Here is a 12,638-nt window from a genome sequence, read left to right as displayed (position 1 = left end):
CGAGTCAGGAAGACATGAAGACATTACTGCGCCTGTTAAAAAGTTTCTGGTTCCTGGTCCCGATACTGTGGCTGATCAGCCTGGCTGTCTGCTGGTTTTTCGCCCCAAGGATCAGTTGGCTGCAAGGCTACACGCTCGAAGCGATGGCGATCATCAGCGCCTTCTACCTGCTGCTGATCGTACTGCGTCAATACCGCCGGATTCGCACCGAACACAACCTCGAGAATCTGGTTCAGATCGAAGTTGACCGCTCGCTGAAGTCCACCGGCGAGTTCCGTGATCAGCAAGTGCTGCGCGACCGCCTCAAGCATGCCATTGCCATGCTGCGCACCGATCGTTCGGCAGGTGGTGGCGGCTCCTCGGCGCTCTACGATCTGCCCTGGTATCTGGTCATCGGCATGTCAGCGGCAGGCAAGACCTCGCTGCTGACCCGCTCCGGCCTGTCGGCCAGCATTGCCAGCAGCGCCAATGACACGGAAAGCGGCACCCAGCACTGCGACTGGTACTTCAGCCCTGAAGCCGTGATGATCGACACCGCTGGCCGCTACCTTCGCGATGATCAGTCCGCCAGCGAATTCGCGGCGTTCCTGCGCATGCTCAAAAAGCAGCGCAGCAAAGCCGCCGTCAATGGTCTGGTGCTGGTGGTCAGCCTGCCGGAACTGTTGGCCTCCTCTTCCGCCGAACGCAACGAAATGGGGGCGCGCCTGGTCACGCGCATCGAGGAATACACCGATTGCCTGGACGCCAATCCACCGATCTACCTGATGCTGACCAAGACCGACCAACTGCCCGGATTCAACCAGGCCTTCGACGGCATGGACCTGAACGAGCGCCAGCAGCCGCTCGGCATGACGTTCGGGCTGAACGAGATCAGCACCGAAAGCCTGCGCACGGTGCTCGATCGCAAGCTGGCGAACCTGCAGGCGCATGTCAGTCGCCATGTCGATGCACAGATCATCGCGCTGGGTGCCGATGCCAACAGCGCCCTGCTGAACTTCCCCAACTACTTTGCCGAGCTGTCGGCGATACTCGAGCAGTTCCTGCAGCATTTCGCGCGCAGTAACGTCAACGGTACTCAGTTGTTGCTGCGCGGCCTGTATTTCACCAGCGCCCTGCAAACCGACAAGCAACTGACACCGGTGTATGAAGACGAGCTGTCGGAGTCGTTCGTCCTGCGGCCGGCGAAGCCATACGGTGCAGTGGAGGAAGAGGAAGAAGAACACCGGAAAATCAGTGATCGCAGTTACTTCATCACCGATACCTTCCGCCGCGTCATTTTCCCTGACCGTGACCTGACCCTGTACCAGTCACGGCATGGCCGCGACCGCTCTATTGGCCCGATCGTCATCGCTGCGGCGCTGTTCGCCGGGCTGGCCTTCATCGGCTGGCAGGCCCTGTCGTTCCAGAAAAACCGCGAGTGGCTGGCCAACATCAGCCAGCAGTTGCACGACCTGGAGCAGTCCCCGGACCGGGCACAACGCCTTGCCTCGGGCCAAGGCCTGGAGCTGCTGCGCAATCAGCTGGCAACCATCGAGAAATACCGCACCAAGGGCGTACCGCTGCAACTCAGCGGCGGCCTGTACCGTGGTGACGATATCTACTTCGCCACCCAGACCGCCTACTTGCAGCAACTGCGTACCCAGGCGCTTGAGCCGATCACCCTGAAACTGCAATTGCAGATGCGTGAATTCAACGAGTTCGCCAAAACCATGGACCCGCAGTATGGCTTCGGGGCCGCCCCCGCAGGTTCCGACAGCAAAACCGGCAAGGCGCGTGCGCAAGGCCGGAAACTGCTGGACCGTGGCGCTCGCAACGTCGCTGCAGGCCGTCCGACCAGCCTGAGCAGCATTCCGCGCAGCACCGGCGACGTGACCAATCGCCTGACCGGCGCCGCGAGAAACACGGCCAGCCAGACACGCAGCGAGGCCATCGCCGCACTGCGTAACCCGGCCACCGCAAACGATGCGGCCGAGTTGTCGGCCACCACGGGCGGTCTGTCGCTGTCGGAGGAAATGCTCGGACGACTCGATGAACGGCAGGTGGCATCCATCATCGAGTCATACAACGCTCTCAAGCTTTATCTGATTCTGACTCAGCCGACCACGCACCCGGAAACCGAGTTCGTCAACGCGGCGTTGCCGGTGGCCTGGGCGGATATCTCCAGTGAGGCCAATCCGATCAGCGACGACGTCATTGAGGACAACTCGCCGGTCTATGTACAGTTGCTCAAGAACGGCGACGCGCCGGCCATGCCGCGTAATGAGCAGTTGATCGACGAGACCCGCAAGAGCCTGAAGTTTTTCATGATCTCCAGCTCGCTGGTGGACCGTGAATACCTGCGCCTGCAACTGGAGTCCAGCCGTCAGTTCCCCGCTATCGGCCTGAATGATCTGGTGCCGATGCCGGGTCGTCAGTTGCTGTACGGTTCGGAAGCTGTGCCTGCGATTTTCACCCGTCAGGGCTGGGAAGAGTTCGTCAAGCCCGAGCTGATCAAGCTGGTGTCCGGCAATCTGCGTAACGAATCGGACTGGGTGCTCGACGGTGAAGGCGGCGACAGCGTGGTGCAGAAAGCCAACTTCGTCCGTGAGTTCATGTCCCGTTACAAGCGTGACTACACGAAAGTCTGGTACACCATGATCGACAGCGTGGGCGTACGTCGCTTCAGCGACATGGCCAACGCCACGCAGCAGTTGTCATTGCTCAGTGACGTGCGCAATTCGCCGGTCAAGCTGCTGTTGGCCTCAGTCAACGACAACACGCAATGGGACGTCCCTGCAGTTCGCGAGGCGCAACAGACCGGGGTCAAGCGCGACGATGGCTTCTGGGGCAAGGTCACCGGCATCTTCGACAACAAGGAAGCGGCCGCCAGCGTACTGGTCTCGCCGCTGCCTGCGGTGGATGACGGCAGTCTGGCCAAGCGTTTCGAGCCTGTATCGCGGGTTTTCGCCACACAGAATGCCGAAGGCGCCGACAGCACCATCATGGATCGCTACCTGGCAGCGCTGCGCAAGCTCAAAGTGCGGATGAACAACATCCAGCGCTCGCAGGATGTCGGCAAGAGCAGCAAGCAGTTGATCAGCGAAACCCTCGAAGGGCAGCCGAGCGAAGTCACCAACGTGCGCAACTACGTTGAAACCACGGTCGATACCAGCCAGGGCGGGCTTTCCACGTCGCTGCAAAGCCTGTTCAGCCTGCCGATTCAGTTCGCCTGGGAAACGCTGCGCGATCCGGCTGGCGAACAGATCGCCAAAGCCTGGGCCAAACAGGTCGCCAAGCCCTGGGAACAGGTCATGGCTCACCGGTACCCGATTGCTGCGGACAGCCGCAACGAGGCCTCGGTGAAAGACCTGCAGCGTTTCGTCGATCCGGAGTCGGGCCTGCTGCCCAACTTCAAGCGCAATGAAATCGGCAATCTGTCCGATGGCGAAGGGCTCGGCATGGGCAGCGGGGCCAAGGCGGCGCCGCTGGTCAACCCGAAAATGGTCAGCAACATCGACAAGGCCAGTTCGCTGGGCGAAGTCATCGCCAGCCTCTCGGACCGCGACAACGGCTTCGAGATCATGCTTGAGCCGTCGGCCTACTTCACCGATATCATCTTCACGCTGGATGGCCAGGAGCAGCACTACCGCAACGGCAAGACCAGCTGGAGCCGCTTCTCGTGGCCTGGCACTACCACAGCGCCAGGCGCACGCCTGGATGTGGTCACCCTGTCCGGCGAACGCATTACCGTGTTCGACTACACCGGCCGCTGGGGCCTGCTGCGCATGAACGACAGCGCACGCGTCGCTGACCTCGACGGCATCCAGCAGCGATTCAGCTGGAACACGGCCAAAGGGCCGGTCAGCCTGGTGGTGCGCAACTATGGCGGCGTGAAGCTGACCGACCTGGCCAACGTCAAGGCGCTGAGCGCGCTTAACGCAACCGATGGGCGGACCAAGTGAGGATGCACATGCTGGATCTGGAGGGCGGTCGATGATTGGCTGCTTCGGAAAAGTGCCCGCGAGCGCAGATTTCGTCAGCCTGCACGGGGCCAGCGACGATGTTTGCGAGTTCGATGCATGGCTGCAGGGCGCACTCGCCGACATGCAGCACCGCGAAGACTGGCGCACGCTGTTCGATCGATTGCCCGTGTGCTTTTTCAGCTACCGGGCACGCAGCGGCAACTGGCTGGTGGGCGGTTTGATCAGTTCCAGGGACTCAAGCGCTCGGCGTTATCCGTTCTTCATCTTTCAAACGGTGAAGTCCAGTGACGCCGGGCTGTTTGTGAACCCTTTCACCCTGAGCGAACTGTTCGCCGGGCAGATCAAACCGCTGCTGCACATGGCCGCGCAAGGCGAAAGTACGGCGGTGCTGTTCGAACGCATCAGGGCCTTGCGACCGCTGCAAGGGCAGGACTTCGAGCTGTTCAGGCGTGTGCATGAGAAGTTTCTGGTGAACTTCACCCTGCGTGACATCGCGACCTCGCTGGAAAGCTCCTACCCGGAGTTCATCAGCAACGCCGTGCTCACCAGGCTGCAGGCGCTGAGCCGCCCGTCGTCCAAGGCACCCGTTGGTATTTCGCTGCCACTGCCGGCAGAACGAGGCTTGAAGAACCCGACAGCCGATCTGTGGGTCAACTGGCTGACACGCATCGAACCGAACAGGGCGGTGCCGCAGATCAGCATTCTGGCGGATGATTTCATGCGCCCCCGGCTGTTCTGCTTTGCATCCCGCAACACCTCCGGCGTGTACCGGGTGGTGACGGGCGTGAGTGAGCATTCGGAGAGTTATGACGTACTGGCACCCTTCGACACGTTCGACGAACACCACCGAGGCCATGTGTTTCCAGACATTGACCGCCCTCTTTATGACGTTATCGACCGCTTTGTCGATGTGCTGGATTTGAAGCCCGTATGAACAAGATCAAATACTACTTTTTGCGCTACCAGCCCTACGTTCTAGGGGTCTGTTTTTTCCTGGCGATCTTTATCGTCTGGAGCATCGGCCGTGCCCTGGGCTTCAGCTCGATGAACAGCCTGCTGACGGGGATCGGCCTGTTTCTGCTGTTGTCGGCAGCCTATGTGCTGTTGCTGTATCGAGGCGTATCACAGCACCAGAACCTGGAAGGCCTGCTGCGTGACGACGCCGATCAGGCGGTGCTCAACGCCAGCCCGGCGGACCGTGAAGAGGTCAGCCTGCTGCGCGAGCGCCTGCTGCAAAGCCTCGAGCGCCTGCAAAGCAACAAACCGAACGGCAGCAACTCCAAGGACGCGCTCTACGCCCTGCCCTGGTATCTGGTGGTCGGTCAGCCCGCAGCGGGCAAAAGCACCATGCTCTATCAGTCGGGCCTCAACTTCCCCTACGCAGAACGCGAAGGCGCACGCGTGGCCGGTTTGGGTGGCACGCGCAATTGTGACTGGTTCTTCAGCTCGGAAGCCGTGCTGCTGGACACGGCCGGGCGCTACATGAACGATCAGGAAGAAGCCGGCAAATGGCGCGCTTTTCTGCAATTGCTGCGTCAGCACCGCCAGCGCAGACCGCTCAACGGCCTGATTGTCACCGTCAGCATTCATGACATCCTGCAATCCTCGGTGGAGGATCAGGAGCGCATCGCCAAACGTCTGCGCGAGCGCATCCAGGAAACCCACGCGCTGCTGGAAGTGCGTCTGCCGGTGTATCTGGTGTTCACCAAGTGCGACCTGGTCCCGGGCTTCGTGCCGTTCTATCGCCAGCTTGACGATATGGCGCGTGGCGAAGTGATGGGCAAGACCTTCCCGCACAAGGGCTTCGAGCAAGCCGACTGGGGCCAGCGCTTCGGTGTGGCGATGGAAGAACTGATCAATTACTGGAAACAGATCGCCAACCAGCAACTGGTGCTTCAGGACATCCAGGTCACTCGTCAGGACACTGCGGTGTATCGCTTCCCGCTGGAGCTGGAAGCCTTGAAACCGCGCCTGCTCCTGTTCGTCGATGCTCTGCTGCGCGCCAACCCGTATCAAAGCGCCGAGATGCTGCGCGGTTTCTACTTCACCAGCGCACTGGACGCCGATCAGCCCGAGATGGGCGGCCATACCCGCCAGGTCACCGAACGATTCCAGCTGGAAAGCGAGCAGGAAGCTGTCGATGGCAATGTCCAGCCGCACCCGCTATTCATCAACAGCCTGTTCCGCAAGGTGATCATCCCCGATCAGCATCTGGTGGCGCTGTACACCACCAACCACCGCGAGCGTCGCCGCAAGGCCGCCTGGATCGGTGGCGCAAGCCTTTTGGCGTTGCTGCTGTGCAGTCTGTGGGGCTGGTCGTACTGGAACAACAAGGACAACATCCAGTCCATCTCCAGCGAACTCGCTCAGGCCGCAGCCGAGGACAGCAAGGCCACCGGGCAGTACACCGAGTGGCAAACGCTGGATCGCATGCGCTTCTGGACTTCGCTTTACTACGATCGTCATCACGACGAGGGCGTACCACTGCGCTTGCGTCTGGGTCTCTACCGGGGCTATGACGTCGAGCCGTTGCTGCGCACGCGTTATTTCAACCGTCTGGAAACGGTGATGCTCAAACCGACCGCAGACAACCTGACGCGCTCGCTTTACCTGCTGACCACCATCAAGGTCTACCAGCGTAATGCCAAGGACCTGATGCCGGTCACCGGTGTGGACAGTGTCGAGCCCAAAGCGCTGCCGCCGGATAACCGCGCGCAATCCATCGCTGCCTTCGGCAAGGCCACGCTGGACACTTACGTGATGTTGTCGCGCGCCCAGCGTGAAAAGGCTGACCCGGCGTTCCTGAAAGCGAAGATGCCTGATTACTGGTATCCGGCCATCGCGCGTCAGACCGGCAAGACCATCACCGCGAATGCCGAGGCAGGCTCCAATCAGGACTACGAGTACGCCAGCCGACAGATCAACTTCTACAGCGATCAGATTCACGAGCTGGACGTGCCACGGATTCTCGACAACGCATTCCTGACATCCAGTTCGCGTAATTACATCAATAGCCTGTTGACGCAGTCGTTGAAGGCTATCGAAACGATCACGCTGGAATCGGACACGCTGTTTGCCTTTGGTCGTGCCGATTTCCAGAGCCTTAAAACCGAAGGTCAAAATCAGTTGAGCGCGATCGCCGGCAAGCTGTTGAGTACACCGAACATCGGCAAGATCGTGATTGCAGGTCACGCCGACCAGTTGGGCGACCCGCAAAGCAACATGCAGGTGTCCAAACAGCGCGCGCAGACCATCAAGACCTACCTGGTCGGCAAGGGCGTGCCCGCCGAGCTGGTGGACGCGATCGGTGAAGGCAGCGAGAAGCCTCTGGTCAAATGCGACATGCAGCAACCCAGAGCTCAGTTGATTCAGTGCCTTGAGCCGAATCGACGCGTGGAGATCGAAGTACGCGCGCTCAATTGATCGCGCGTTGGCAAGCAAACCGAAGCCCGGGTTGTCCCTATGAAACCTTGGCCGTGGCAAGAGAACCTTTCTTGATCGTTTCAGGAAGGTTAATCAAAAGGGCCGTGTTCTGTCCGCAGACGCCACGGCTTTAAATGAAGAAGGAGAAGCAGAAAATGGCATTTGACGCATACATCCAAATCGACGGCATCCCAGGCGAAGTTCTGGACGACAAGCACAAGGACTGGATCGAAGTGTTGGGCTACGAGTTCGGCGCTACCCAGGCCACCTCGGCGACCGCAAGCTCTTCGGGCGGTGCTTCGTCCGAGCGCGTTGCACTGAGCGACTTCAGCATCCGCAAGTCTGTGGACAAGGCTTCCGCCAAGCTGTTCGAAGCGTGCTGCAAGGGCACTCACATCGCCAAGATCCAGCTGAACGTCAACCGTGCAGGCGGCGACAAGCTGACCTACCTGACCATCAACCTGGAAGAAGTGGTTGTGTCTTCCGTGAAGGCGGTTGCTGGCGGTAGCCAGAAAGGCGAAGACAACGCAGTCAGCGATCTGCCGATTGAAGAAATCAGCTTCAACTTCGCTCGCATCAAGACTACCTACACCCAGCAGAGCCGTTCCGATGGCCAGGGTGGCGGTAACGTCACTGGCGGCTGGGACCGCACTGCGAACAAAGTATTCGCATAAGTCCGTGACACATCGGGTCGCGCAAGCGGCCCGTCTTCAACACCGTGTCTGCCCAGGCACGGTGTTCTTTTATCCTCTGATCAGAGTTGACTATGTCTGAATTTCTCAACGACCTTTCGCTTGCCGATCTGACGGCACCCATCAACGGGGGAAGTGGCGAGGACCTGAGCTTTTCCACCCTGTTCGATCAGGTCAAGGAAGCTCGTCGAGCAGACCCCGACTACCTCACCCAAGGTGACTGGCAAACCGATCTCAAGTCCTCGGACTGGGAACAGACCATCACGTTGGCCGCACAGGGCCTTGCCGAACAAAGCAAGGACCTGATGCTCGTCGCCTGGCTCAGTGAAGCCCTGGCGCACAAATACCACTTCGTCGGCATCACCTTCGGCCTGACCGTGGCCGAACGGATCCTGCAAAACTTCTGGGACGATCTGTACCCGTCTCTGGAAGATGGCGTAGAAGAACGTGCCGCCCGCCTGGCCTGGCTGAAAACCACGCTGACCGAAGTCGTCGGCGGGCTGCCGATCACACAGGGGCAGAACTTCGGCCTGTTGCGTTACGACGAGTCACGCCACGTTGAAAACCTCGCGCTGCAAAACCCCAAGGCCATGCAGTCCGCTGTTGAAGAAGGCAAGATCAACGCCGAAATCTTCCAGCGCTCGGTGGTGCTCACCGACTCGGACCACCTGCGCCTCAAGGCCAGCGAAATCGCCGCCAGCCTGTACGCCTGCCAGCAGCTCCAGGCCACTGCCGACACCCTGTTCGGCCGCGACGCGCCGAGCCTTGTCACCCTCAGCGACATCCTGCAACGCGCCGGGCAACTGACCGAAAAGCTGCTCAAGGACCGCGGCATCGAACTGAGCCCCGCCCCCGCCGCCGCTCAGGCCGCCCCCGAAACCGTCGTCGACCAACCCGCAGGTGCCGTGATGACCCAGGCCAGCCAGGACAGCGCGTCCGCACCACTGCGCACCACCCCGACCACACGCGACGAAGCCTTCACCATGCTCGCCGGCATCGCACAGTTCTTCAAAAACACCGAACCGCAAAGCCCCGTCCCGTACCTCATCGAGCGCGCCATCAAGTGGGGCAACATGCCGCTGGAAGGCTGGCTGAACGACGTTATCAAGGACAGCAACGTCGTGGACAGCATTCGCGATGTGCTGGGTACGAAAGAGCCTAAGCAGTAAGGGCAGTTCGTAGGATCGGTCTGTATGAACGTGCGTACAGACCATCAGGAAACGCACCACAGGACGAGTCTGTCTGTACGACTGACGTGCCCATGATTTACCCGTATTTTGTGTCATACCCAGCGCTGCAACAGGGAACGACCATTCACAGGATTCACACACATCAGGGATTAGAGAATGAACACGTCAGACCCGGTAAACGCATCAGGCCATTACAGCGACAAATGGAAAGAACGCTTCGCCTTTTTTGAAGCGCACGGCGGCCCAAGCGCACCGGGGTTCAGACCCGCGCTCAAGCAACTGCCCTTTTTGAAAAAAATGAAAATCAACTTCAACTTCTTCGCGTTCTTTTTTGGGCCGGTTTATCTGTTCATCATGGGGCTGTGGAAGAAGAATCTGTCCTTTATCGCGATCATGATAGTGGTGTCCGTCGCATCGGACATCGTGATGGAAATGTTTGATTTTCGCTACGCCAGAGAGGCCAGCTCTGCACTCGGTTTTGTATTTAACGCGCTCTACGGGCAGCTGACTAACTATGCCTATTATCTCAATGAAGTGAAAGGCAAGCAGAGCTGGAATCCCTTTGAGGGGATACGTTGGTAATGCGAGCACATGGATTCTATTTCAGGGAGATTTAAATGTTTGAACCTGTAGCCATTACAGCAGTATTACTGTTTTTTTTAGCGCTGGGATTTTTTACTGTCTACGCGCCGATTAGAACCATTGCTTCGTTGATTCGGCGTAACAATCCTCTTGACCGTGTGTCGCGGTTTTCTTACGCCATGTCGACCTGCTTATCATTTCCCGCGGCAGGCTATGCATTCCTCGTTGCTTTCGTTGATTCGGACCAGACCGAAACGTTTTTATGGCTTTCGGCCTATCTTTTTTTACAGGCAATAATGATGGCGGTACTGATGATTAAAACCAGAGGACGCTCAAGGCTTGATAGATTTTTGTAGCTTCCTGGCGTTCGCCTCACACAGTTGAAGTCTGCCGTTTGTAAATCCTACCTCTCATTTGGGCAGGCATGGAGCCATTACTCACAAGGAAGCCAATATGCGACCAATCATCGTGATCAACGATCCTACCTCCGATGCAGGTCAGGTCCTCGAGGGATCGCCCAGCATGTTCATAAACGGTTTGGCCGTGGCACGGGTCGGGGACCGAGTGTCTTGCCCACATGGTATCGGGACCATCGTCAGCGGAGATGAAACCCTGCTGGTGGACGGCCGCCCGGTGGCCCGGGAAGGTGATTTCATTTCCTGTGGTGCGCGGCTGATGGCAACGCAGCAGGACACCGTGGACCTCTAAGGAACAGAGATGAATACAACACTCAGCAGCAACGCACCGGGAGCCTGACCATGACCACACCTGTAATCACCACCCCGGTCGCTACCAGCAAAAACATGTCGTGCAACATCAACATGCCGTGGTTTCTACACAACACCGAGTACTACCCTAGAGAAGCCACTTTTGAGCCTTTGGTCAACGGCGAGCGCGCATTCGGCGCGGTGTACGATGCGATAATGGTTGCCAAAAAGAGTGTTGAAATAGTCTGCTGGGGGTTTCAGCCTTCGATGTATTTTAAGCGTGGCGATAAAAGCTCTATGTGTATCGGAAAACTTCTGGCGATTAAGGCCCAAGCCGGAATTCAAGTAAGAATCATCTGTTGGTCTGACTCACTTCACATGGGCCAATTTCTGGAAAACACTACACCAGGAGATAACGTCAGCAACTGGATTCCCGGCCTTGATGATTTTTTTCACGCCAACTCGGTTACAAAAGAACTAGGCCTTGATAGCGTGAACAAGAAGCTCGAAGAAAGGCGCGCGCAAGCCGAACAGAATCGAGATAAGGAACAAATCCAGATTGACAAGATGTGGTATCGCCAGGTCCGCCTCGCCTACACGGGTGCTGAAACTGGCCCTATCCAGCTAGGTCAACGCTTTTTTCATGTAATGATGTGGGGCACCGACGAATCTCTCAAAATCAAGAATTTAGAATTCGTCACTCGCGACTTTTCCGTCACCGACCGTGTGGAAATTGCATGGCAATTGCAAATGAGAGCACTTGATCAAGATCGCAGTAAAACTAATAAGGTCGTAAGTACAGGGGCTATGTTCGTCGCACCGAGTCACCATCAAAAAATGGTGCTTATTGACTATGAAGTTCCGGATATTGCGGTGGGCTTTGTCATGGGTCACAACTCATTGGACGCCTATTGGGATAAGGATGATCACAGCGCGACAAGAATGCCAGCTCATGAGGGCCGCAACGGCGCAACTCCGCGTCAGGATATTTCCAGCCGAGTTACCGGCCCGATACTCGAATACTTGAACCACAACTTTACTGAAGCGTGGTTGCGCGAAACAGGCGTTGACCTTTTGACACCTAGACAACATATTGCAAACCAGCTGAAAGCCAGAGATGGGTTCGGTCCTAAAATGATGGCTCAGGTTCTGCGGACTCAGCCTCAAGAAGATAAGCGTGATATCAGGGAGATGTATATCAAGGCCGCAGGCAATGCAAACAGTTTTATGTACATAGAGAACCAGTATTTTCGCTGGCCACCTTTGGCGGAAAAAATCAAAGAAAATGTCCGTCGTCAATTTGCAGACGGGCGGAGTTTGATTGAGCATGGCCCACTTTATCTTTTTGTCGTTACCAACTCGTCAGAAGAAGGAATGGGCGATGGAACAATCAACACCTATCGAATGCTCAGACAATTAGGTCGCCCCGAACTCATGCCTAATGTTGCGAGACTGGAGCGCAATAAAGAGCTGGAAGCTCAGGTCGCGCAAGCCAAGGAGCGTTATGATACCGCCAAAGGCAAGATCACCATTATTGAAGGCACCTACGGAAATTCATTCAATCCGGCAATGAGTAAACTGTGGGAATCACAGCGAAAAGCAGCCGCAGCGGCAGAAGCTGAGTACCGTGAATTAAAAGCCAAACTGCCTGCTGCTAGTGTAAAAACTGTGGAAAAGGTAGAAATTGAAGGCCTTGAGGTGCTGATTTGTACCTTGGTCGCTCCTGACTCGCCCCCCGAAGAATGGATGGACGTTTACATTCATAGCAAACTGATGATCATTGATGATGTTTTTACTACATTAGGCTCAAGCAATATCAACACACGCAGTATGGAAGTCGACAGCGAGCTGAATATCTGTGTTGAAGATCCAGCTGTGACTAAGCCATTGCGCAAGCATTTATGGGGAATACATTCCAATGGGAAGGGCAGCGGAGATGATATTGGAGAAGCATTTGATATCTGGACCGAAACTGCAGTTTACAACTCAGCACTTCGTCAAAAAACCAAAGACAAGGCAAGCCCCACGGCATCCTTAACAGAGTTCAGAAGAGAAAGTGCTTCAAGAACAAATAAGGACTAA

General features: G+C 57.2%; 9 protein-coding genes. All 9 read left to right on the top strand.

Features of this window, described 5'->3' with window-relative positions; translation table 11 throughout:
* The first annotated feature begins 14 nt into the window (after positions 1–14).
* The 9 genes from KBY08_RS21155 to KBY08_RS21115 all read left to right on the top strand — a co-directional run bounded on the left by KBY08_RS21155 (position 15) and on the right by KBY08_RS21115 (position 12,638).
* Positions 15–3,941: a type VI secretion protein IcmF/TssM N-terminal domain-containing protein gene (locus KBY08_RS21155; protein WP_096127169.1), complete on the top strand. Its 3,927-nt coding sequence runs from the start codon at positions 15–17 to the stop codon at positions 3,939–3,941.
* Between the two features lie 31 nt (positions 3,942–3,972).
* On the top strand, positions 3,973–4,896 hold the full coding sequence (tagF, locus tag KBY08_RS21150; RefSeq protein ID WP_003401903.1) for a type VI secretion system-associated protein TagF: 924 nt from the start codon (positions 3,973–3,975) through the stop codon (positions 4,894–4,896).
* The gene (gene tssM, locus KBY08_RS21145) at positions 4,893–7,385 is read left to right on the top strand and encodes a type VI secretion system membrane subunit TssM (protein WP_003401901.1); all 2,493 of its coding nucleotides are present in this window, start codon (positions 4,893–4,895) and stop codon (positions 7,383–7,385) included. Before tagF ends, tssM begins: the two co-directional genes overlap by 4 nt.
* A 155-nt stretch (positions 7,386–7,540) precedes the next feature.
* Positions 7,541–8,059, top strand: a complete 519-nt coding sequence (locus KBY08_RS21140; RefSeq protein WP_003318810.1) for an Hcp family type VI secretion system effector — start codon at positions 7,541–7,543, stop codon at positions 8,057–8,059.
* Between the two features lie 92 nt (positions 8,060–8,151).
* Complete coding sequence (gene tssA, locus KBY08_RS21135; RefSeq protein WP_003343647.1) at positions 8,152–9,246, top strand: type VI secretion system protein TssA; 1,095 nt, start codon at positions 8,152–8,154, stop codon at positions 9,244–9,246.
* A 177-nt stretch (positions 9,247–9,423) separates the two neighbouring features.
* Positions 9,424–9,849, top strand: a complete 426-nt coding sequence (locus KBY08_RS21130) for a DUF2628 domain-containing protein (RefSeq protein WP_024642642.1) — start codon at positions 9,424–9,426, stop codon at positions 9,847–9,849.
* Between the two features lie 35 nt (positions 9,850–9,884).
* Positions 9,885–10,205 carry a hypothetical protein gene (locus KBY08_RS21125; RefSeq protein WP_024642643.1) on the top strand — a complete coding sequence of 107 codons (321 nt, stop codon included), beginning with the start codon at positions 9,885–9,887 and terminating at the stop codon, positions 10,203–10,205.
* 97 nt (positions 10,206–10,302) lie between these two features.
* Entirely contained in the window at positions 10,303–10,557 is a 255-nt protein-coding gene (locus tag KBY08_RS21120) for a PAAR domain-containing protein (RefSeq protein WP_003401893.1), read from the top strand.
* Positions 10,558–10,607: 50 nt separating this feature from the next.
* Entirely contained in the window at positions 10,608–12,638 is a 2,031-nt protein-coding gene (locus KBY08_RS21115) for a phospholipase D-like domain-containing protein (RefSeq protein WP_032657311.1), read from the top strand.

The organism is Pseudomonas sp. P135 (genome assembly GCF_020312125.1).
GTDB lineage: Bacteria > Pseudomonadota > Gammaproteobacteria > Pseudomonadales > Pseudomonadaceae > Aquipseudomonas > Aquipseudomonas fragariae.
This window is presented reverse-complemented; position numbering and strand designations above follow the sequence as displayed.